The sequence below is a fragment of the Streptomyces sp. NPDC059785 genome, from assembly GCF_042732375.1.
GTDB lineage: Bacteria > Actinomycetota > Actinomycetes > Streptomycetales > Streptomycetaceae > Streptomyces.
The window spans coordinates 41,589-63,451 of sequence record NZ_JBHWHV010000022.1 but is presented as its reverse complement, the minus strand read 5'-3'; the positions used below and the strand labels follow the sequence as shown (position 1 = coordinate 63,451).

Here is a 21,863-nt window from a genome sequence, read left to right as displayed (position 1 = left end):
AGATGCGCAAGATCTGCCTGACGCTGCCCACCAACCGGGAATGCTCCGCCACCATCCCGGCCATCGGCGCGGAGGCCGCCTACGCGGCCGGCCGCTTCGACGTCGAGGTGCACCTGCTGGTCCTCGACTCCTCCGCCGACTACGCCGCCCACGCCCGCGCCCTCGCGGAACTGCCCCCGTCCCCACGGGTCGTCGTGCACCACCTGGACGAGGCCCGGCAGCGGGACTTCCTGCGCCGGGTGACCGAACGCGCCGGGACCGCCGACCCCGGCCGGCTGCTCGGCCTGATGCTCCCCGACGCCGTCTCGTACGGGGCCTGCACCAACCGCGCCTTCCTGATCGCCGCCGCCCTCGGCTGCGAATCCGTGCACCGCAGGGACTCGGACAGCCGGTACCAGGTGTACGAGGGCGAGCCCGTCTTCCCCGTCCACCACGAGCTGATGTCCCTCGGCAAGCGCGCCCGGGACGCCGTCGCGGGCGTGTCGGAGACGGACCTCGACCCGGCGCGCGCCCACCTCCCGGTCTCCATGGTGGGCAGCTCCTTCATCGGCGAGCTGTCCGTGGACATCGGCCGGATGCGCGACCTGGACGAGGCCGTCTACCACGAGGTCGTCTCCCTGTGGGCGCCCGAGCACTGGCCGGCCGAGGCCAAGCGGGAACTGGTCGAGGAGTCCTTCACCGGAGCGGGCACCGCCCCCTTCACCGGGGACCGCTCGACGCTCACCGTGGTCGACCCGATGCGCGTGGACATGTGCAACATCGCCTTCGGCCACGGCGTGTACGAGCGGGTGCCGCTGCCGCCCGCGACCGACACCATCGGCAGCGACTACTTCCTCATCCACGCCGTCCACGACGCCGGGCTGCCCGGAGTGCTGCACAACCGCACGATCGAGAACTACTACACCGGCGAACGGCGCACCCGTGCCGGGTTCCTCGCCTACCAGCTCCGGTTCGCCAAGTTCCTGCTGTCGATGCTCTACTTCAACGCCGTCTACGAGCGGATGGCGGCGACCGGCACCGCCCTGCTGGACGACGCCGGCGTGCTCAGGCCGACGGCCGTCGTACAACTTCTGCGTGAGAGCGTCGGCCTGGACACCGCGGAGAACGAACGCAGGCTCGACGTCCTCGACGTCGCCTACCGGAAACTGGGCGGCGGCTACGCCGAGTTCGCCGATCTCCTGACCGAGCGCCGCACGGAGCTGCTGGCCGAGGCCCGGCGCGACACCGAGGACTTCGCGCTGCTGACCGAGACCTGGGGCGCCCTGGTCGGGGCGAGCCGGGAGACGGCGGTCCCGGAGGCGGCGACACCGGGAGCGACGGTACCGGGGGCGGCGACGTGAACCCACGGCTGCGTGCCGCACTCGCCGCCGCCACCGAGGACCGGATCTTCTTCGACCTGGACGGGGTGACGGCCCAGTACGACGCGCTGACCGGCGAACTGCCCGGCGTCGGGGTCCGGTTCGCCATGAAGGCGTGTCCCGTGGACGAGGTGCTCCAGTGCCTCGCGGACCGCGGGGCCGGCTTCGACGCGGCGAGCCCCGACGAGATCGCCCAGGCCCTCGCCACCGGCGTGCCCGCCCACCGGATCCACTACGGCAACACCGTCAAGTCCGACGAGCACATCGCCGCGGCGTACCGGCTCGGCATCCGGGACTTCGCCACCGACAGCGTCCAGGACGTGGCGGCGCTGGCCGACCGCGCACCCGGCGCCCGGGTCTTCTGCCGCCTGGCCACCAGCGGATACGGGGCCCTGTGGGGTCTGAGCCGCAAGTTCGGCTGCTCGCGGGACGACGCCGTACGGGTGCTCCAGGCGGCGCGCGACGCCGGGCTGACCCCGGCGGGCCTGTCCGTGCACGTCGGATCGCAGCAGATGACCGCCGAGGCATGGCGCCGCGTCTTCGACGACCTCGCGGACACGCTCGTGGAGCTGGGCGCCCGGGGCATCACCCCCGACCACATCAACCTCGGCGGCGGCCTGCCCGCCCTCGGCTACACCGACCGCCGGGGCCGCCGCCTCGAACCCCCGCTGGACAAGATCTTCGCGGTGATCCGGGAGGGCATGCGCACCCTGCGGGACCTCTCCCCGTCCCCGCTCGACTTCCTCGTGGAGCCCGGACGGCACCTCGTCGCCGACCACGGAGCGGTCAGGGCGCACGTCGCCCGGCTGACCTCCCGCCGGCAGCCGGACGGCGCGCAGGAGTACTGGCTGTACCTGAGCTGCGGCAAGTTCAACGGCCTGTACGAGATGGACGAGTTGCAGTACCCGCTGGTCCTGCCCACCCACCGCGACGAGAGCGCCGCCGAGTACGTGCCCGCCGTCGTCGCGGGGCCCACCTGCGACAGCGACGACGCCTACGCGCACGAGCACCACCGGGTCCGGGTGCCGAAGGCCGCCGCGTCCGGCGACCCGGTCTGGGTGCTGTCCAGCGGCGCCTACGCCGTCAGCTACATGACGCGCGGCTTCAACGGCTTCGGACCGCTGCCGTACACCTGCGTGCGCGGCGACGCCGACCCCGCCGGGACCGGCGCGGGGAGGCGGGAGCAGTGAGCCACGACGTGCGCGTCCGCCCCATCTGCGACGCCGACTGGCCGGACATCGCGGCGCTGGAGGCCGCCGCCTACGCGAGCAGCTCCCTCTCCGAGGGGCAGGAGGCACTGGAGTCACGGGGCCGCATCTCGCCCGCCACCTGCTTCGTGCTCGACGTCGGCGAACGCGTCGGCGGATACGTACTCGCCCTGCCCTACCCGGTGTTCCAGTACCCGGACCTGGCCCGCGCCGAGCGGACCGCCTTCCGCTCGCGCAATCTGCACCTGCACGACATGGTCGTCGCGGCGGAGCTGCGCGGCAGGGGCCTCGGCACCCGGCTGCTCGGCGTCCTCACCGCGGCGGCCCGGCCCGCCTACGAGCGGATGTCCCTGGTCGCCGTGGGCGGCATGGCGGACTTCTGGGCCAGACGCGGCTACCGGCCCCACGCGGAGGTCGGGCTCCCGCACAGCTACGGCGACGACGCCGTCTACATGTCCGCCGAGGTGCCCGGCAGCACGCGTACCGACGGCCTGAGGGAAACGGACTTCCACCCATGCTCGGCGTCCTAGACGACTTCCGGCGCGCGCAGTTGGCGATCGCGGCGCTGTTCTGCTTCCTCGGCTTCCAGTACGCCACCTGGGCCTCCCGGCTGCCCACGCTCAAGAGCGAACTGGGTCTGGACGAGACGCAGATCGGGCTGCTGCTGATGGCCTGCGGCGTGGGGGCGGCGGTCTCGTTCCCGCTCGTCACGTACCTGATGCGGCGCCTGGGCTCCGGGCGGCTCGCCCTGCTGTCCGGACTGTGCATGGTGGCGCTGCTCCTGGCGCTGTCCGCGGCGCCCGACTATCCGGTGGCCCTGCTCATCATCTGCGCCGACGGGGTGGCCGTCGGCTGTCTCAACGTCGCGATGAACGCGCAGGGCGCAGCCCTCGAAGCGGCCTACGAGCGCACCGCCATGGCCCAGCTGCACGCGACGTTCAGCGGCGGTTCGTTCGTGGCCGCGCTGGTGGCGTCCGGTTCCAACGCCCTGACCTCCGCCCTCGTACCCCACTTCACGGCCGCGTCCGTCCTGCTCCTGCTGCTCCTGGCGTGCGCGCGGCCGAGACTGCTCCCGGACGATGAGCGGGACCGGCAGCCCGCTGAGACCGGCGAGCGGGAGAAGAAGTCCCGGCGCAGGCTCACGCTGCCCTCCCGGGTCACGCTCTGGCTGGGCTGCGCCATGGTGTTCGGCACCGTCACCGAGGGCGCCATGAACGACTGGTCGGCGCTCTACATGAAGGACGTGGCCCACGCACCGTCGCAGCTCGCGCCGATGGGCATCGCCGTCGTCTCGGTCACGATGGTGCTGGCCCGCGTCCTCGGCGACGGCTGGCGCAGCCGCTGGGGCGACGCCCGCGTGGTCCGCGTCGGCAGCGCGGTGGCGGGCCTCGGCCTCGCGCTCGCCCTGCTGGCGGGCGGGGTGGTCCCCGCGCTCATCGGCTTCGCCTGCGTCGGCCTCGGCGTCGCCGCCGTGACCCCCTGCCTGTACGTCGCCGCGGCGGCCGAGGGCCCCAACGCGCTGGCCCTGGTCGCCGCCACCGGTACCACCGGACTGCTGGCGGGCCCCGCGGTGATCGGCTTCGTGGCCGGGGTCAGCAGCCTGGTGTGGGGGATGGCCGTGGTGGCGGCCTCGGCCGTACTGGTGTCGCTGTGCACCACCCGCATCCGGTTCACCTCCCCGGACGCGAAGGACGTCGCCGAGCCGGTGGCGTGAAAACGGGAGTGGGCCCCGGCCGGTGTGCCGGGGCCCACGCCCATTGCCGGTGCCGTCGCCGATCCAGCCGTACGCCGATCCAGCCGTACGCCGATTCAGGCGCGGGCCGGTTCAGCCGCCCGCCGTCACGGTGAAGTGCGCGCCGTCCGGGTCGGCGATGACCGCCTCCCGGGCGTCGGGTCCGCCGTGCAGGGCGGTGCCGCCGTTGTCGCGCGCCGCCCGGACGCAGGCCGCCACGTCGGAGACCGTGAAGTGGATCTCCCAGTGCGGGCGCAGCGTCGGATCCGGCGCGGAGCCCAGCGCCCCGGAGAAGATCCGGGCCACCACGTCGCCCTCGTTGCGCAGCACCACCTCGTTCTCCTCGTAGCCGACCTCGCAGTGTCCCGGGCGCTCGGACGCCCAGTCGAGGACCTGGCCGTAGAAGATCGCGGCGTCGAAGGCGTCCCGGGTGTGCAGCCGCACGAAGGCGGGCGCCGCCCGGCGCCACTTCTCCCAGCCCGCCACGAGCTGCCCCTCCCACACGCCGAAGACCGCGCCGTCCCGGTCGGCCAGCAGCGCCGCCCGGCCGCCGGGCAGCGAGATCGGCCCGACGGCCGGCGTACCGCCGCGCTCCTGACCGCGGGAGACCGCCTCGTCCGCGTCGGGCACGGCGAAGTACGGCGTCCACGCGGCGGCGATCTGCCAGGTGGAGGCCACCGCCGCGACCCCGGCGACGGGCACGCCGCCGACCAGCGCCGTACGGAACTGGTCGCCGAGCCCGACCGGGCGCCACTGCCAGCCCAGGACCGCCCGGTAGAAGTCCTGGGTCACCCGCAGGTCACGGGCGGTCAGGCTGACCCAGCAGGGCGCCCCGAACACCTCGCTGGAGACGGCCTCGCCCGCGGCCGGTAGCGTTCCGCCGCTGTTCATCGTCCTCGGCACCGCCGTTCCGTTCGCTCGGTCACCGGCACCCCCGCATCCGGGGCGCCTCGCCCGCCGGTCTCACAGCCGGGGCGCGAACCGCGCCCACACGCGGTGCTCGCCCAGCAGCCGGCTGATCTCGTCCAGCACGCCCGTACCCCCGTCCGCCGTGACCACGCCCGCGGCGCCCGCCGGGATGCCCGCGGCGGTCAGTACGGCGTCCGCGCCCGCCCAGCCGCCGATGGCCTTGCCGTGCCGGAACGCCTCCGACAGCAGCAGGAGCACGCGGGGGTCGGTGGGGGCGTCGAGCAGACCGTCGTCCACCTTGGCGTCGCGTGCCCCGGATGCGTCCTTGCCGGTGCCGGGCACCCCGGCGACGAGCAGCGCGTCGAACTCCACGGACCGGGCCGTGGCCCAGGTCCGCTGCACGGTGACCGGCTCGCCCCCGCCGGTGAGCTTCCCGCCGGACGGCGCGACGACCAGCGGCACCATGCCGGCGTCCAGGACGGCCTCCCGCACGGCGCGGACACCGTCCAGGTCACCGCTCTCGTCCGCGAGGATCCCGATGATCCGCCCGTCCAGCGGCCACCGCTTGCCGAGCTGCGACAGGGCCGGGCTCGGCTCGGGCGACGGCAGCGGGCCCGCGGCCTGCGGCGCGGGCAGGCCGAGACCTGTGGCGACCTGCTCGCACAGCTTAGGGTCGATGTTCGCGAGCACCCGCAGCGCCCGCTCCTTGACCGCCTGCTCGTAGCATTTGCCCAGCTCGAAGGTGTAGGCGGCGACGATGTGCTCCCGCTCCACCGGCGTCATGCTCAGCCAGAACTGGCGCGGCTGGCTGTAGTGGTCGTCGAAGGAGACAGGCGCCTTGCGGCCCTTCGGCGCGGTCGGCACGACCTCCGGGAACTCGATGTACGCGCCGTTGTCGGCGCCCGCCAGGAAGGGGCAGCCGCCGTCGAGGGAGTTGGGCCGGTACGGTGCGACGCCCGAGTGCACGGCGTGCTGGTGGAAGCCGTCGCGCAGCATGTCGTTGACCGGCGCGTGCGTGCGGTTGATCGGGATCTGCCCGAAGTTGGGGCCGCCGAGCCTGGTGAGCTGGGTGTCCAGGTAGGAGAACAGGCGGCCCTGGAGCAGCGGGTCGTTGGTGACGTCGATGCCCGGCACCAGGTGGCCGAGGTGGAAGGCGACCTGCTCGACCTCGGCGAAGAAGTTCGTCGGGTTCGCGTTCAGGGTGAGCAGACCGATCGGCTGGACGGGCGCCAGCTCCTCGGGCACGATCTTGGTGGCGTCGAGCAGGTCGATGCCCTCGAAGGTCTGCTCCTCGTCGTCAGGGAAGACCTGGATGCCCAGCTCCCACTGCGGGAAGGCGCCCGCCTCGATCGCGTCGTACAGATCGCGGCGGTGGAAGTCGGGGTCGACGCCGCCGGTGATCTGCGCTTCCTCCCACACCTGGGAGTGCACGCCGAGCTTGGGCTTCCAGTGGAACTTGGCGAGCACCGAGGCGCCCTCGGCGTTCACCAGCCGGAAGGTGTGGACGCCGAAGCCCTCCATCGTCCGGTACGAGCGGGGAATGCCCCGGTCGGACATGTTCCACAGGGTGTGGTGGGTGGCCTCGGTGTGCAGGGTGACGAAGTCCCAGAAGGTGTCGTGCGCGCTCTGCGCCTGCGGGATCTCCCGGTCGGGGTGCGGCTTGCCGGCGTGGATGACGTCCGGGAACTTGATGGCGTCCTGGATGAAGAAGACCGGGATGTTGTTGCCGACCAGGTCGAAGACGCCCTCTTCGGTGTAGAACTTCGTGGCGAAGCCGCGGGTGTCGCGCACCGTGTCCGCCGAGCCGCGGGAGCCGAGCACCGTGGAGAAGCGCACGAACACGGGCGTCTCGACGTCCTTGCCGAGGAACGCGGCCTTGGAGACGTTGGCCGCCGTGCCGTATCCCTTGAACACCCCGTGGGCGGCGGCGCCACGCGCGTGCACGACCCGTTCCGGGATGCGCTCGTGGTCGAAATGGGTGATCTTCTCGCGCAGGTGGTGGTCCTGGAGCAGGACCGGCCCGCGGGCACCGGCCTTGAGCGAGTGGTCGGTGTCGTAGAGCCGGGCGCCCTGCGCGGTGGTCAGGAACGGGTCCGACTGGGCCCTGACGTCGGGGTCGGCGCCGGTGGGCCGGCCGGTGGCGCTGAGCCGGGCGGGCGCCGTCTGGTCGGCCTTGGGCGGCAGCGGTCCTGCCGGTTCGGTGGGTTCCTCCACCGTCGGCGGCTTGACGGTGGGCGTGCCCGGGACGCTGTCGGAGGGGGCGTCGCCGCGCAGGGCGTCCACGGCCTTCTCGGCGGTGGCCTTCAGGGGGTTCTTCTCGCTCATCTCACAGTCCAAGGGTCGGGGTGCCGCCTGGGTACCCCCGGCCCGTCCGCCGAACCGGTCGGGGCGGCCTGAGGCGGCGGCCTGAGGGGGCGGTCGGCGCGGACAAGGTCTTCGCACAGGCAAGACAAGGTCTTCGCACAGGCAATCAGAGGGTGTCAGAGGTTGCCATGCGGAACGTGGAGTGCGGGGCCGGGGCGCCGTCAGCGTGTCGCGGGCGGGGACGGCCTCGCGGGCCGGGGAACCGGTACGAGGGCTCGTTGTCCGGCCCGCGCGCCGCGACCCGGCCGGTGCGGACCCGGGGCCGCACGCCCGGGCCTTTAGGCGTGGCAGATGCGAATGTCCGTAAAGGCGGCGGTCCGGCCGGGGCGGCGCGGGTCAGGGGCGCATGAGGATCTTCACCGCGTCGTCCTCCTTGTGCTGGAAGATCTCGTACGCGTGCGGGGCCTCCTCCAGCGGCACATGGTGGGTGGCGAAGGTGTCCACGCCGAGCGGGTCCTCGTCGGTCAGCAGCGGCAGGATGTCGTCCACCCAGCGGCGGACGTTGGCCTGCCCCATCCGGAACTGGATCTGCTTGTCGAACATGGTCAGCATCGGCAGCGGGTCGGCCGCCCCGCCGTAGACGCCGCTGAGCGAGATCGTGCCGCCGCGCCGTACCAGCGCGATGGCCGTCTGGAGGGCGGCCAGCCGGTCCGTGCCCGCCTTCTCCGCGAGACGGGAACCCAGTGCGCGCGGCAGCAGCCCCGCCGCCTGCTGGGCGAGCCGGCCCATGGGGCTGCCGTGCGCCTCGGCGCCCACGGCGTCGATGACGCTGTCGGGCCCCCGCCCTCCGGTGCGGTCGCGGATCGCCTGCACCAGGTCGTCGGTGCTGTCGAAGTCCGAGAGGTCGAAGGTCTCGACGCCGCGGGCGTCCGCCCGGCGCAGCCGGGTGCTCACCAGGTCGACACCGAAGACCTGTCCCGCCCCCCGGTGCAGGGCGATCCGGCACGCCATGTCGCCGATCGGGCCGAGCCCCAGGACGGCGACCGAGCCGCCGGGCGGCACGGCGGCGTACTCCACCGCCTGCCAGGCCGTCGGCAGCACGTCGGACAGGTACACGAAGCGGTCGTCGGCCGGTCCCTCGGGCACCTTGATCGGCCCGTACTGGGCCTGCGGCACCCGCAGGTACTCGGCCTGGCCGCCGGGCACCGCGCCGTACAGCTTGGTGTAGCCGAAGAGCGCCGCGCCCATGCCCTGCTCGGTGACCTGGGTGGTCTCGCACTGGGTCTGGAGGCCCGCGCCGCACATCCAGCAGTGGCCGCAGGCGATCTGGAAGGGCACGACCACGCGGTCCCCGGGCCGCAGCCCCGTGACCTCGGACCCGACCTCCTCCACGATGCCCATGGGTTCGTGGCCCAGGATGTCGCCCGGAGTCATGAACGGCGTGAATATCTCGTACAGGTGCAGGTCGGAGCCGCACAGTCCGGTCGAGGTGACGCGGATGACAGCGTCCGTGGGCTGCTCGATCGCCGGGTCCGGTACGGAGTCCACGCTCACGTTCCGCTTGCCCTGCCAGGTGACCGCCCTCATCGGTGCGCTCCTTCCACTCGGTGACGCCGGGCGCGGAAGCCGCGTCCGGGAACGACGCGGCGCCGGGTACCCAGGACCCGGGTGCCGAGACGGCACGTCAGCGGCTTTCCGGCGACCGCCGCCGGGCGGGGCGGGTGTCGGTCACACAGGGTTCACCGATGCGGACAAAACGGGGTTTCCGCCAGGGCGCAACGGGGGACCCGGAACCGAACGGGCAAGACATGACAGGACCGCAGCACCGCAACGGAACCGGTCCCGGAGCGGGACCCGGAGACCAGAAGGAAGATGAGGCGCCGTGACCGCGGACGTCAGAAACGAGACAAGTTCCTCCCGTCGGACCGAGAGCGGATGGGCCGAGGCCCGCCGCCGGCCCCGTCACCCCATCCGCACCTGTGTACCGGCGACGGCCGACACAGAAGCCCGGCAGACCGAAGCGGGCCCCGACTGGAACATCGTCAGGGGCGAGGACTGACCGGTACCGGAGCCCGCGAGGGCGCCGGACACAGTACGGCCGGAGAGACGCAGCGTGCGTCTCTCCGGCCGTCCGCTCGCCGGACGCGGCTCCGCGGCTCCATGCGCGTACCGGTGTGACGAAAGTGCCGTGAGTCAACAGTGCGTTGACGGGGACCCGGTGTGACATGGGTGGAAACAGCGGACGCCCGGCGGGGCGCGGCAGCACGGAGACGGCCGCCGGGCCCGGTCCCGGCCCGCGACGGCGGCCGGCCCCGCACGCCGCGCGGACGTCCCCCGCGGAACGGGGGCCGGTGCCGTGCGCCTGAGGACGAGCGACGTGGAGGGCCCGGGCATGGGCCGGCAGCGGTGCGGCCGGGGCTTCCGCTACCTCGACCCGGCCGGGCGCACCATCACCGACGCCGCCGAGCGGGAGCGCCTGCAACGCCTGGTCATCCCGCCCGCCTGGCGGGACGTCTGGATCTGCCCCTGGCCCGAGGGCCACATACAGGCGGTGGGCACCGACGCCGCGGGCCGCCGCCAGTACCTCTACCACCACGCGTTCCGCGAGCAGCAGGAGGCCGCCAAGCACGAGCACGTGCTCCAGGTCGCCGCCGTCCTGCCCGAGCTGCGCGCCGAGATGCGGCAGAACCTGGCGGCGCGCGGCCTCGGCCGCGAACGGGTGCTGTCCTGCGCGGTACGCCTGCTCGACCTCGGCTTCTTCCGGATCGGCAACGAGTCCTACCGGCGCGACAACGGCACCTACGGACTGACCACGCTGCTGAAGGAGCACGCCGCCTGCCGGCACGGCGAGGTGTGCTTCACGTACCCCGCCAAGTTCTCCAAGACCCAGACCCGCGCCCTGGTCGACGAGCCGGTCTGCCGGGCGATGCGCTCGCTGCTGCGCCGGGAGGGCGGCGGCTCGCGGCTGTTCGTCTACCGCGACGGCGACACCTGGCACGACATACGGGCCGAGGACCTGAACACCTATCTGCGCGACCACACGGGCACCGACGTCACCGCCAAGGACTTCAGGACCTGGCACGCGACCGTGCTCGCCGCCGTCGCCCTCGCCGTGTCCTGGGAGGTCGCCGAGGACAGCAAGGCCGCCCGCAAACGCGCGATCGCCCGGGCGGTGCGCGAGGTCAGCGGCTACCTCGGGAACACCCCGGCGGTGTGCCGGGCGTCGTACATCAACCCGCGCGTGGTGGACCTCTTCGAGCAGGGCCGGACCATCGCCCCCGACCTCGACCGGCTCGGCGACGGGGCCGCCTTCGGGCAGCCCGCCACCCAGGGACCGGTCGAGGAGGCCGTGCTGCGCCTGCTGACGTGAGGCCGGGCGGCACGGGGATCTTGATGTGGCGGCACCGGGATCTTGGTGTGGGGGACGGGCCGCAGGGAACCCGGTTTCCGGATTTTCCGGCACAGCACAGCACAGGAACAGCACAGCACAGGAACAGCACAGGAGAGGACTCGCGCCGTGACCGACTCACCCGGCAAGAAGATCGTCGTCACCGGGGCCACCGGCAACGTGGGCACCAGCGTGGTGCGCCGCCTGAGCGAGGATCCGCAGGTCGGCTCGGTGCTCGGCCTCGCCCGCCGGATTCCGGACTGGTCGCCGCCCGGCGTCTCGTGGGAGGCGATGGACCTCTCGGAGGACGTCGACCCGGTCGAGGCGTTCCGCGGCGCGGACGCCGTGATCCACCTGGCCTGGCGGTTCCAGCCGGCCCGCAACCCCGCCGTCACCTGGCGCAGCAACGTGCTGGGCAGCGTCCGGGTCTTCGAGGCCGTCGCCGAGGCGGGCGTCCCGGCCCTGATCCACGCCTCCTCCGTGGGCGCCTACTCGCCGGGCCCGGACGACCGGACCGTGGACGAGTCGTGGCCCACGCACGGCTGGCCCGAGGCGGCGTACACCCGCGAGAAGGCGTATCTGGAACGGGTCCTGGACACCTTCGAGAGGGACCACCCCGAGACACGCGTGGTACGGATGCGGCCCGCGTTCCTGTTCAAGCAGGAGGCGGCCAGCGAACAGCGGCGCATTTTCGGCGGACGCATGCTGCCCGGCCCGCTGCTGAAGCCGGAGTCGCTGCCGGTCGTGCCGGACATCCCGGGACTGCGCTTCCAGGCCCTGCACACGGAGGACGCCGCGGAGGCGTACCGGCTGGCGGCGCTGCGCGACCTGCGCGGCGCCTTCAACATCGCCGCCGACCCGCCGCTGGACGCCGGGGTGCTCGGCGAGCTCTTCCACTCCAGGACCGTACGTCTGCCGAGCGCGGTGGCGCGCTCCGGGCTCGCGGCGGCCTGGGCGCTGCACCTCGTCCCGGCGTCGCCCGGTCTCTTCGACGCCGTGCTGCGGCTGCCGCTGATGGACTGCACGCGGGCCCGCACGGAGCTGGGCTGGGCGCCCCGGCACACCGCCCTGGAGGCGGTGGAGGAGTTCCTGGAGGGCGTGCGCGGCGGCTCCGGCCTGGAGACCGCCCCGCTCCAGGGACACAAGGTGGGCTGACCCCGCCCGTACCGACGTACCGAGTAGTCGCAAGCAGTGGAAGGACACTTATGACCGGCAACGGGCCCAGGAACCCCGTCGACAGCGGGTCTCAGAACCCCGTCGAGAAGCACCCGCGCCCCGAGTTCCCGCAGCAGGACCAGCAGCACCCCGGCTGGACCGGGCCCATGGACCCGCCGCCCGACCACGGCGAGGAGTCCTACCGGGGCAGCGGGCTGCTCGCCGACCGCAAGGCGCTGCTGACGGGCGGGGACTCCGGCATCGGCCGGGCCGTCGCGCTCGCCTTCGCCCGGGAGGGCGCGGACGTCGTCTTCACCCATCTGCCGGACGAGGCGGACGAGGCCCGCGAGACCGCCCGCCTCGTCGAGGACGCCGGGCGCAAGGCCGTCGCGGTGCCCTGCGACATCCGGGAGGAGGAGCAGTGCCGCCGGCTGGTGGACCGCGCCGTCGCCGAGTTCGGCCGGGTCGACATCCTGGTCAACAACGCCGCGTACCAGATGGCGCAGTCCGGGGGCATCGCGGACATCACCACCGAGCAGTTCGACCGGGTGGTCCGGACGAACCTGTACGGCATGTTCTGGCTGTGCAAGCTGACGCTGCCGCACATGCCCGCGGGCGGCTCGGTCATCAACACCACGTCGGTGCAGGCGTACAAGCCCAGCCCGCACCTGCTCGACTACGCCACGACCAAGGGCGCGATCGTCACCTTCACCCAGGGGCTGGCCCAGATGGTCGCCTCCGACGGCATCCGCGTCAACGCGGTGGCGCCGGGCCCGGTCTGGACGCCGCTGATCCCGGCGACGCTGCCGGACACCACCGAGTTCGGCAAGCAGGCACCGCTGGGACGGCCCGCGCAGCCCGCCGAGATGGCGCCCGCCTATGTGTTCCTGGCCTCCCCGCGGTCGAGTTACATCACCGCGGAGATCGTGAACGCCACCGGCGGCACGCCACTGCCCTGACCGGATGCGACGAGTGAGGCGAATGAAGCAGTGGGGGAAACCGGACGGGCAGGCCGTCGTCCGCGCCCTGACCTGGGAGGCCGGGGCGGTCTGGTGGTCGGTGCGGCGGGCGTTCACCGACGCGGGGCCCGAACGCGACACGGCGGTGCAGTCGCTCAAGGCGGCCGCGGCGGCGGTGCTGGCCTGGGCGGTGGCCGGCTGGTGGTGGGACGCGCCCATGGCGCTGATGGCGCCGTGGACCGCCCTGTTCCTGATGCACAGCACCGTCTACCGGTCGCTGCTCTCGGCGTTCCAGCAGTTCGTCGTGGTACTGATCGGGACACTGATCGCCGCCGGGGCCGCGGTGCTCACCCACAACGCGATGGCCGCGATGGCGCTGGCCCTCCCGCTGACGGTGCTCCTGGGCAACTACGCCCGGCTCGGCACCCACGGGCTCTACGCGCCGACCGCCGCGCTGTTCGTCCTCGCCTACGGCTCCTACACCGGCTACGACATCGTGCACCGGCTGCTGGAGACGCTGCTCGGCGCGGGCATCGGCGTCGCGGTCAACGCGCTGGTGCTGCCCCCGGTGCACGGCCGCCGGGTGGGCCGGCTGCGGGCCCAACTCCCCGACGGGTGCGCCGAGTTGCTGTATGAGGCCGCCGACGGGGTGAGCGAGGGGTACGGCGAGGACGACGCGCACGGCTGGTACGAGAAGGCGCGCAGGCTCACCGACGTGGTGGCCGATCTGCGCGACACGCGCCGCTGGTCCGACGAGAGCTACCGGGTGAACCCCGGCCGCCGGATGCGCCGCGGGCCCGCCGTGCCGCCGGCCGGCTGGGAGTTCGCCTGGGACCAGGTCACCGAGAACACCGTGACGACGATGCGGACCCTGGCCGATGCGGCCCGGCGGCCCGTGCTGCCGTCCGGGGTGCCGGACGCGCTGTCCGCGGTGCTGCGGGCGGCGGGCGACGTGTGCCGGTGCGGCGACCCCGACCACGCGCGCGAGGGCGGGGTGGACGGACAGCAGGGCGAACGCAGGCGCGCCCTGGCCCGCGCCTCGGCCGCGCACCGCCGCCTGCGCACCCTGTACGCGGCCCGGGACGTCCCTTTGACATCGACGGCCGGAGCCGTACTGGCCGACACCCGCCGCCTCCTGACCGCCCTGCTCCGCGTCTCGGACCCGACGGCCGCCACGGCCCCGGCAGCCTCCGCCGACCGGGCGCCGCGGCAGCACGCGAGCCGCTGAGCGGGGGTGCGGGCGGGCGCCGGGCGGCGGAGCCACGGGATAGCGGGCCCCGGGCGCCGGGGTGGCCAGGGCTCCCTGCCATGCCGCCTGCCCGGCGGCGCGCCGGCCTGGGAGCCACTGAGCGGGCGGGCGGGGGCCGGTCCGGCGGGCCCGCCGGACCGCCGGTCTCGGGCTCCCGGGTCCGCGCGCCCGCGTGCCCGTTGGCCCCGCGCGCACGCGGACCGCCGTGTCGCGTCGCGGTCCTGGCCAGGTGGCTGAAGCCGACGGGTTACCCGCTGATCGCGGGGTACCCGGCAGCCATGATGGCGACAGAGTATGAGCTGGCTGTTTCGAACCATGCGTGGGCCGTGCTGATCGCGTTCGTCTGCGGCCTCATCATCGCGGGCGCCCTGATCTGGGCGGTCCGGATGGGCATCGACGTGCGCCGGCGCGAGCCGGCCCCGCCGCGCCCCGACGAGCAGCCCAGGCTGCCCGACGGCGGTCCCATCGGCGAGACGCTCGAGACACGGGAGCCGGACGAGATCCCGGTCGCAGGCGACGAGAGCGAGCGGCTCAGGCCGAACAACCTCCACCCGTGGCCGACCAAGCGCGCCGACGAGCAGCCGGCCGGGCGTCCGCGCTGGGACCGCGGTTCCAGCGGCTCCTTCGGCGGCGGCGGTCCGGGCCGCACCTGACCGTCCCGGGCGGGCGGGGCGGGGGACTGGACGGGTACTGGGGTTCGGACAAGCAGCCCCGTTGGGCTCTCCGTGGCCGTACGGCGCGGAGGGCTCAGCCCTGTGCGGCCGTCCAGCCGCCGCCCGCCCGTTCCGTCAGCAGCGCGAGGGAACGGAGCGGCCGGCCCGCTGCGGCCGCGGCGGCCTGGAAGCGCACGATGCGCCGGCCCCACACGCCGCCGCCCGCCGCCGGGCCGCTGGTGTCGGGTGCCCTTCCGTGGGCGGGTCCTGCGCCTGCCCCGCCCGGCCCGTCCTCGTGGTCGTCCGGGCCGTCGTCATCCGGGGCCGGGCCGTCGTGGTCCGGCACCCAGCCGTCCGGGCCGTCGTGGTCGAGGACCCCGCCGTCCAGTCCGCCGTGGTCCGGGTCCCCGTAGTCCGGGACCCCGTGGCGCGGACCGCCGTGGTCCGGGACCCTGGCGTCCGCGACCCGGTCGTCCGGGCCGCCTTGGTCCGGGATCCGGCCGTCCGGGACCCCGTTGTGCGGACCGCCGTGGTCCGGGACCCTGCCGTCCGCGACCGGGTCGTCCGGGCCGCCTTGGTCCGGGATCCGGCCGTCCGGGACCCCGTTGTGCGGGCCGCTGTGATTCAGGACCCCGTTGCCCGGGACTCCGTCACCCGCGCCGCCGCCAGCCCCGGCGTCGGGGGTCGCGGCGCCGAACAGCGACCGCGTCCCCGTGAGTGACAGCAGCCGGTCCACCGCGGGCGCGGCGGACGGGACCGTGACCGTCTTGCCCTCGGTGAGCGCGCGCCGGCGTATCCGCAGCAGCACGTTGAGCCCGGCGCAGTCGCAGAACCCGACGCCGCTCAGATCGACGTCCACACCCCGGGCGGACCGGGTGAGCGCCTCGCCCAGCGTCCGCTGGAGGGCCGCTTCCGCGTCCAGGTCGATGTCACCGGACACCGTCACCCGCACACGGTCGCCCGCCCGACGCGACTCGGCCCGCAACCACCCGGGCCGACGGCCGGCCGACGGCCACGCCGCCCGCGACCGGGCCCCGTGCCCACTTCCGCCACCTCCGCCGAACCGAGCGGAGGGCGCGTGTTCCGACATGGCATTCGCTCCCCAGGCATCCACCGGACTCCGGCCTCACCCAGAGTCGGCCCCGTGCCGTTACACGTCAATAGATACACGAACTTTGTTTCGCCCTTTTGAATGCCTGAATGGTACGTCATATGCTGGGGCGCATGGGTGAAGTACCTGAGGCACACACGGGGTGGACGTTCCTCACCAATCACGCGCGCGTCATGGCCGCGATCGCCGAGGACCACACCACGCGGATCCGTGACATCGCCGCGCGGTGCCGGCTGACCGAGCGCGCGGTGCAGAAGATCATCGCGGACCTGGAGCGGGACGGCTACCTCACCCACACCCGCCAGGGGCGGTCCAACGAGTACCGCATCGAGGAGGGGACCATACTCCGGCACCCCGCCGACGCCGGACTGACGGTGGGCGACCTGCTGTCCCTCCTCGCCCAGCACGACCGCGAACACGGCGACCACGACGATCAGGACCGGGACGCGCACCACCGGTCCTAGGGCGCCTTCGCCGACGCCGAGCGGAGCCGCACCCCGCGTACGGCGATTGGCGCTGATCGGGTGGGTACAGGGGCGACGGTTGCGGGTTGAATCGAATGAGCCACGGCTGTCGACCGGCCGGCTCAGCGAACCGGCCCTGTCCACGTACCGGCCCTGTCCACGTACCGGCCCTGTCCACGTACCGGCCACGCCCGCGCACCGGCCCCGCCGGAGGAGGCTCCGTGATCGCCGCTCCCGAACCCGGACTGACCGGACGCGAACTCGTCGGGCGGGCCGTGTCGATGCGGCCCGCGCTGCCGGAACGGCAGCCGGAGACGGAGCGCCTGACGCACTGTCCGCAGGCGACCCACGACGACTTCCTGCGGGCCGGCTTCTACCGGATGCTCCAGCCCCGCGGGTACGGCGGATACGAGTGCGGACTGCCCGCCTTCTACCGCGTCGTCACCGAGATCCCCCGCGGCTGTCCCTCCACCGGCTGGGCGCTCTGACCGCCGCGCACGTCCTCCAGGTCGCCACGCTCTTCGAGGAGAAGGCCCAGGACGAGCTCTTCGGCGCCGACGGCGACTTCAGAGCCGCTTCCACCGTGGTGCCGGTCGGCGTCGCCGAGCCCGGTGGCGAAGGCCACGTCGTGCGGGAGGCCGGCCTGCTCGACCTGCCGGTGGAGGGCGGCTCACCGGGATCCGTGCTGCACGGCAACCCCATGTACGCCGGGCGCGCCGCCGCCTTCTTCCACGGCGAACTCGCCGCCATCATGATCGGCACCGCGTACGCGGCGGCCGACGAGTACGCCCGCCTCGTCGCCGCGCGACCGCTCGTCCTCGATCCCGCGCACACCCGCGCCGACCTGCACGACTACCAGCGGCACCTGGGCGAGGCGCTGGGCACGGTCCACCTGGCGGAAGCCGCGCTGCAACGCACCGCCGAGGACTGGACGGAGGCGTGCGGGCGCAACGTCTCTGGCGAGGCGCCGTTCACCACCGCCGTCGACAACCGCCTGGCCCTGGTCTTCCTGGAGGCCGGGCGGCTGGCCTGGAACGCGCTCCAGGGCATCCTCTTGCGCACCACGGGCTACCGCCACGCGCGCGACGGCGAACGGACGCAGCGCTACTTCCGTGACGCGGCCACGTACTGGACGCACGTCGGGCCGAGTATGGCGGAGCCGCTCCAGCGGCGGGTGGGCCGCGACCGGCTCGGACTGCCCTCGGACGACATCCCGCTGGTGCCCTGAGCGCCCGCCTCGGCGCCGGGCCGAGGACCGGCCCCGACCGGGATGAATGCCCCGGCCCGCTTCGGGTACGCGACGGGGGTTGCGCCGGGGACGGATGTTGACCGCTCCCGACCGACTGCCTGTCCGTACTACTGGGGAATTCGTCATGGAGACACCTTCGAACGACCGCATCACGCACGTGAACGGCTCCGTGCCGGCGACTCCGGCGCAGGAGGCGCTGGACACGCTCGCCCGGGACACCGAGGACACGGCGGCGCTCGACACGCTGGCCGGCAGCGAGGTGCTCGTCCCCGTGCCCGACGACGCCGCCGAGGAGGACGCCGTCGACCCCACGGCCGTGGCGCTGCCCGTGCTCGACGCGCCGGGCGGGGACCAGGTGGTGCCGGTGTTCACCTCGGAGCTGGAGATGGCCGGGCTGCTGCCCTCCGTCTCGCGCTACCGCCTCGTCCCGCTGGGCGCGCTGGCCTCGCAGTGGCCGGCCGGTGAGCTCTCCCTGACGATCGACGCCAGCTCGCCGCACGGCCTGACGCTCACCTCGGAGGGCGTACGCACCCTGCTGGCCCGCCCGCAGGGCTGACCGGCGCGGCAGGGGGCTGAACGGCGCCGACTCCGCTCAGCCCCCGCTGACGGCTTGTCACAAGCCGCGAGCGACCAAGGTAGGCGCCCACCCCGCCCCGGGCACACCGCGGAACGCGGTTGCTGTCCGGAAAACGCAACGGGGAGGCGAGGAGGGAAGGCGCCCTCGGAGAGGGCGGCCGGAGGGCGGATCCGGACGACCGGGGGCGAAGGGCCGGATTCAGGCGGCCAGCGTCCGGGCCAGCGCCTCGCGCTGCCGCGGCAGCGCCTCGGCGTGCAGATCGCGGCCCTTGTCGGTGAGGGCCACCCAGACCCCGCGCCGGTCCTCCCGGCAGATGGTGCGCTCCACGAGGCCGTCCTTCTCCAGCCGGCCGATCAGCCGGGAGAGAGCACTCTGGCTCAGGTGCACCCGGTCGGCGATGTTCTGCACGCGGCACTGCTCCTCCGCCTGCGCGGCCGCCCCCGTGACGAGGATGTCGAGCACCTCGAAGTCACTGGCGCCGAGGCCGAACGGATGCAGCGCGCGGTCGATCTCGCACATCGTGCGGGCGTGCACCGACAGGATGTCCCGCCACCGCTCCGCGAGCCGGTCGGCGGCGGTCCCGGCGTTCTTGGCTGCCATGTGTGCACGGTAACAGACATCACGGTGTTCGTTGAGAATGCAACTAGTGCAGGCGCATCGAACCGCTGAGTGCAGGCTTCTCCACGCGCGGCCGGAGCCGGGGCCGGCTCAGGCCGACCGGCGGCGGACCAGCTCCGTGGGCAGGATCACCGCGGCCGGGTCGTCGCCGCCGATCTGCGCGAGCAGCACCCGTACCATCTCGGCGCTGATCCGGTCCCAGGGCTGCCGGATCGTGGTGAGGGCGGGCGAGGCCGCCACGGCGGCGGGGGAGTCGTCGAACCCGCCGACCGCCACGTCCTCGGGGACCCGGCGGCCAGCCCGGTGCAGCGCGGTGAGGACCCCCTGCGCCATCAGGTCGGAGGCGACGAAGACCGCGTCCATGTCCGGGACCCGCGCCAGCAGCGCCCCGGCGCCCGCCTCGCCGCTGTCCCGGCTGTAGTCACCGGCGACGACGAGCCGTTCGTCGGCCTCGACACCCGCCTCGGCGAGCACCTCGCGGTAGCCCGCGAGCCGCTCGACACCGCCCGGGGTGTCGAGCGGACCGGTCACCACACCGATCCGGCGGCGGCCCAGCGACAGCAGGTGGCGCACCATGTCACGGGCGCCGTCGCGGTCGTCCGCGGCCACGTAACTGACCTTGGAGCCGAGGCCGATGGGCTTGCCGCAGGCGACCAGCGGCACCCCGGCCGCCTTCAGCTCCTCGGCCACCGGGTCGCCGGAGTGGCTGGAGACGAGCAGCACCCCGTCGACGTGTCCCGCCGTGATGTAGCGCGTCAGGCGGCGCCGTTCGTCCCTGGTGCCCGCGAGCATCAGTAAGAGGGGGACGTCGTGCGCGGCCAGCGCCTGGGTGCAGCCGCGCAGCAGGACGTTGAAGTTGGGGTCCTCGAAGAACCGCTCCTGGGGCTCCGTCAGAAGGAAGCCGACGGAGTCGGAGCGGCCGGTGATCAGGGAGCGGGCGTGCCGGTTCACCACGTAACCCGTCCTGCGGATGGCGGCCTCGACCGCCTCCCGCGCCGTCGGGCTGACGTAGTGGCCGCCGTTCAGGACCCGGGAGACGGTGCCGCGCGAGACTCCGGCCTCGCGCGCCACGTCGTGGATCGTCGGCGGCCTGCGCCTGCCCCCGGTCGGCTGCCCGGTCACGACTTCACGGCCCCGGAGAGCAGGTCGAGGCTCCAGAACCGCTGGATGAGAAGGAACAGGGCGATGAGCGGCAGGACCGCGAGCAGCGCGCCGGTGATCACCAGGCTGTACAGCGCCGGGGCGGTGGCGCCCTGCGAGAGGAGGGTGTAGAGACCGACGGTGACCGGGAACCGCTCGTCGTCGCTGAGCATGATGTACGGCAGCAGGAAGTTGTTCCACACCGCCACGAACTGGAACAGGAAGACCGTCACCAGGCCGGGGATCATCATGGGCAGCGCGATCCGGGTGAAGATCCGCCACTCGCTCGCACCGTCCACCCGCCCGGCCTCCACCACGTCCGAGGGCACCGCCGCCGCGGCGTAGATCCGCGCGAGGTAGACGCCGTACGGGGACAGGATCAGGGGCAGCAGCACGGAGGCGTAGGAATCCGTGAGGTCGGCCTTGGCCAGCAGCAGGTACTGCGGGATCGCCAGGATCACCGGCGGCACGAGCACACCGGTGAGCAGGACGTTGAAGACGGCCTCGCGGCCTCGGAAGCGGTAGACGGCGAGCGCGTAGCCGCTCAGCGCGGAGACGGCCGTGGAGAGCAGGGCGCCGAGGCCCGCGTAGAGGGCCGAGTTGGCCATCCACCTCCAGTAGACGCCGTCGCGGTAGGCGTTGAGGTCCTTCACGTTCTGGGTGAAGCCGGTGCCCGGCCAGAACGTGAAGGTGGAGAACAGCTCGCGGCCCGACTTGGTGGCCGCGATCGCCACCCAGGCCACGGGGAGCAGGCAGTACAGCGCCCCCAGCAGCAGGGTGGCGGTCGGAACGAGACCGGGCCGGCGTCGCCGCGGCGCCCGTCGCCTGGCGCCGGGCCTGGTACCGGGCCTGGTGCCGGCGGCCGTCGCCGGCTTGCGGACGGCGTGAGAACTCATCGCGCTTCACCTTGCTTGGTACGGGAGTTCGCGACACGCAGGAAGCCGAAGGACAGCACCAGCGTGACGACGGCGATCAGCACCGCGGAGGCGGCCGCCGCATGGATGTCACCCTTGACGAAGGCGTCCTGGTACACCTTCATCAGCGGGCTCCAGGTCGTGGGCACGGAGTTGGTGAGGGGCTTGAGCGTGGTCGGCTCGCTGAACACCTGGAGCGTGGCGATGACCGAGAAGAAGAAGGTGAGCACCAGCGAGGGCGTCACCATCGGCACCTTGATCCGCAGGGCGATCTGAAGCGGCGTGGCACCGTCCAGCTTCGCCGCCTCGTACACCTCGGCCGGGATGGACCGCAGCGAGGTGTAGATGACGATCATGTTGAAGCCCGTACCGCCCCAGACCGCGATGTTGGACAGGGCCAGGTACAGCGGGCCGCCGTCCAGGAGGTCCGGCTGCGGCATGCCGAGCTTGTCGAGCACGAAGTAGAAGGGGCTGACGTCCGGCAGGTACAGGAAGCCCCACAGCAGCGCGGCGACGACACCGGGAACGGCGTACGGCAGGAAGATCGCGAGCCGGGTGAAGGGGGCGAACCGGACCCGGTCGGAGTCGAGCATCAGCGCGAAGACCAGCGCGAGGCCCAGCATGACCGGTACCACGATGGCGCCGTAACCGAGCACGCGCAGGGCGCCGTGCAGCAGCTCGGAGTCGTGCAGCGCGTCCGTGTAGTTCTCCAGGCCCGCCCACACCTCGTGCCGCGCCCCCGACCCCAGGCCTAGGCCGCTGACCTGGACCTTGTGGAGGCTGAGCCACGCCGTGTAGCCGATGGGCAGGACGAAGAAGAGGAGGAAGAGAACCGCGGCGGGCACGAGGAAGAGATAGGGCGCGCCGCGCCCCCG

The 21,863-nt window shown here is 73.3% G+C and carries 21 protein-coding genes; 13 read left to right on the top strand and 8 right to left on the bottom strand.

Annotated elements, in window-relative coordinates:
* The first annotated feature begins 2 nt into the window (after positions 1-2).
* Genes ACFV6E_RS18545 through ACFV6E_RS18530 form a run of 4 tightly spaced genes read left to right on the top strand, consistent with a single transcriptional unit; the run spans position 3 to position 4,280 of the window.
* Positions 3-1,340 carry a DUF6271 family protein gene (locus ACFV6E_RS18545; protein WP_385160251.1) on the top strand — a complete coding sequence of 446 codons (1,338 nt, stop codon included), beginning with the start codon at positions 3-5 and terminating at the stop codon, positions 1,338-1,340.
* A complete protein-coding gene (locus ACFV6E_RS18540; protein WP_385160249.1) occupies positions 1,337-2,548 on the top strand; it encodes a type III PLP-dependent enzyme in 1,212 nt (403 codons plus the stop codon). Before ACFV6E_RS18545 ends, ACFV6E_RS18540 begins: the two co-directional genes overlap by 4 nt.
* Positions 2,545-3,096, top strand: a complete 552-nt coding sequence (locus ACFV6E_RS18535; RefSeq protein ID WP_385160247.1) for a GNAT family N-acetyltransferase — start codon at positions 2,545-2,547, stop codon at positions 3,094-3,096. The genes ACFV6E_RS18540 and ACFV6E_RS18535 overlap by 4 nt, the downstream gene beginning before the upstream one ends.
* Entirely contained in the window at positions 3,081-4,280 is a 1,200-nt protein-coding gene (locus ACFV6E_RS18530) for an MFS transporter (protein WP_385462806.1), read from the top strand. The genes ACFV6E_RS18535 and ACFV6E_RS18530 overlap by 16 nt, the downstream gene beginning before the upstream one ends.
* A 111-nt stretch (positions 4,281-4,391) precedes the next feature.
* Here ACFV6E_RS18530 and ACFV6E_RS18525 read toward each other — a convergent pair whose 3' ends face one another.
* From ACFV6E_RS18525 to ACFV6E_RS18515, 3 genes are all read right to left on the bottom strand, one after another.
* The gene (locus tag ACFV6E_RS18525) at positions 4,392-5,189 is read right to left on the bottom strand and encodes a VOC family protein (RefSeq protein WP_385462804.1); all 798 of its coding nucleotides are present in this window, start codon (positions 5,187-5,189) and stop codon (positions 4,392-4,394) included.
* 72 nt (positions 5,190-5,261) lie between these two features.
* Positions 5,262-7,532, bottom strand: coding sequence for a catalase (locus ACFV6E_RS18520; RefSeq protein ID WP_385462802.1), 2,271 nt, complete (start codon positions 7,530-7,532; stop codon positions 5,262-5,264).
* A gap of 375 nt (positions 7,533-7,907) precedes the next feature.
* Positions 7,908-9,098 (bottom strand): zinc-dependent alcohol dehydrogenase, encoded by a 1,191-nt coding sequence (locus ACFV6E_RS18515; RefSeq protein ID WP_385160241.1) that lies wholly within the window; start codon positions 9,096-9,098, stop codon positions 7,908-7,910.
* A 769-nt stretch (positions 9,099-9,867) separates the two neighbouring features.
* Here ACFV6E_RS18515 and ACFV6E_RS18510 point away from each other — a divergent pair.
* The 5 genes from ACFV6E_RS18510 (at position 9,868) to ACFV6E_RS18490 (ending at position 14,915) form a co-directional block, all read left to right on the top strand.
* On the top strand, positions 9,868-10,881 hold the full coding sequence (locus ACFV6E_RS18510) for a DNA topoisomerase IB (RefSeq protein ID WP_385462799.1): 1,014 nt from the start codon (positions 9,868-9,870) through the stop codon (positions 10,879-10,881).
* 147 nt (positions 10,882-11,028) lie between these two features.
* Positions 11,029-12,054 (top strand): SDR family oxidoreductase, encoded by a 1,026-nt coding sequence (locus tag ACFV6E_RS18505; protein ID WP_385462797.1) that lies wholly within the window; start codon positions 11,029-11,031, stop codon positions 12,052-12,054.
* A gap of 50 nt (positions 12,055-12,104) precedes the next feature.
* Positions 12,105-13,013, top strand: a complete 909-nt coding sequence (locus ACFV6E_RS18500) for an SDR family oxidoreductase (protein WP_385160235.1) — start codon at positions 12,105-12,107, stop codon at positions 13,011-13,013.
* A 22-nt stretch (positions 13,014-13,035) separates the two neighbouring features.
* A complete protein-coding gene (locus tag ACFV6E_RS18495; protein ID WP_385160233.1) occupies positions 13,036-14,241 on the top strand; it encodes an aromatic acid exporter family protein in 1,206 nt (401 codons plus the stop codon).
* A gap of 299 nt (positions 14,242-14,540) precedes the next feature.
* Positions 14,541-14,915 carry a DUF6479 family protein gene (locus tag ACFV6E_RS18490; protein ID WP_385160231.1) on the top strand — a complete coding sequence of 125 codons (375 nt, stop codon included), beginning with the start codon at positions 14,541-14,543 and terminating at the stop codon, positions 14,913-14,915.
* A 94-nt stretch (positions 14,916-15,009) separates the two neighbouring features.
* Here ACFV6E_RS18490 and ACFV6E_RS18485 read toward each other — a convergent pair whose 3' ends face one another.
* Entirely contained in the window at positions 15,010-15,861 is an 852-nt protein-coding gene (locus ACFV6E_RS18485) for an STAS domain-containing protein (protein ID WP_385462794.1), read from the bottom strand.
* 278 nt (positions 15,862-16,139) lie between these two features.
* Between ACFV6E_RS18485 and ACFV6E_RS18480 the strand changes: the two genes are divergently transcribed.
* From ACFV6E_RS18480 to ACFV6E_RS18465, 4 genes are all read left to right on the top strand, one after another.
* Positions 16,140-16,490, top strand: a complete 351-nt coding sequence (locus ACFV6E_RS18480; RefSeq protein WP_385160227.1) for a helix-turn-helix transcriptional regulator — start codon at positions 16,140-16,142, stop codon at positions 16,488-16,490.
* A gap of 221 nt (positions 16,491-16,711) precedes the next feature.
* A complete protein-coding gene (locus ACFV6E_RS18475; protein ID WP_385462791.1) occupies positions 16,712-16,978 on the top strand; it encodes a hypothetical protein in 267 nt (88 codons plus the stop codon).
* Entirely contained in the window at positions 16,903-17,718 is an 816-nt protein-coding gene (locus ACFV6E_RS18470; protein ID WP_385462788.1) for a hypothetical protein, read from the top strand. Before ACFV6E_RS18475 ends, ACFV6E_RS18470 begins: the two co-directional genes overlap by 76 nt.
* Before the next feature lie 145 nt (positions 17,719-17,863).
* Positions 17,864-18,295: an SseB family protein gene (locus ACFV6E_RS18465; protein WP_385160221.1), complete on the top strand. Its 432-nt coding sequence runs from the start codon at positions 17,864-17,866 to the stop codon at positions 18,293-18,295.
* A gap of 219 nt (positions 18,296-18,514) precedes the next feature.
* Here the strand turns inward: ACFV6E_RS18465 and ACFV6E_RS18460 are convergent, their stop codons facing one another.
* From ACFV6E_RS18460 to ACFV6E_RS18445, 4 genes are all read right to left on the bottom strand, one after another.
* Complete coding sequence (locus ACFV6E_RS18460) at positions 18,515-18,916, bottom strand: MarR family transcriptional regulator (protein ID WP_385160219.1); 402 nt, start codon at positions 18,914-18,916, stop codon at positions 18,515-18,517.
* 108 nt (positions 18,917-19,024) lie between these two features.
* The gene (locus ACFV6E_RS18455) at positions 19,025-20,056 is read right to left on the bottom strand and encodes a LacI family DNA-binding transcriptional regulator (RefSeq protein WP_385160217.1); all 1,032 of its coding nucleotides are present in this window, start codon (positions 20,054-20,056) and stop codon (positions 19,025-19,027) included.
* The gene (locus ACFV6E_RS18450) at positions 20,053-20,970 is read right to left on the bottom strand and encodes a carbohydrate ABC transporter permease (protein WP_385160215.1); all 918 of its coding nucleotides are present in this window, start codon (positions 20,968-20,970) and stop codon (positions 20,053-20,055) included. Before ACFV6E_RS18450 ends, ACFV6E_RS18455 begins: the two co-directional genes overlap by 4 nt.
* On the bottom strand, positions 20,967-21,833 hold the full coding sequence (locus tag ACFV6E_RS18445) for a carbohydrate ABC transporter permease (protein WP_385160362.1): 867 nt from the start codon (positions 21,831-21,833) through the stop codon (positions 20,967-20,969). Before ACFV6E_RS18445 ends, ACFV6E_RS18450 begins: the two co-directional genes overlap by 4 nt.
* Positions 21,834-21,863 lie beyond the last annotated feature (30 nt).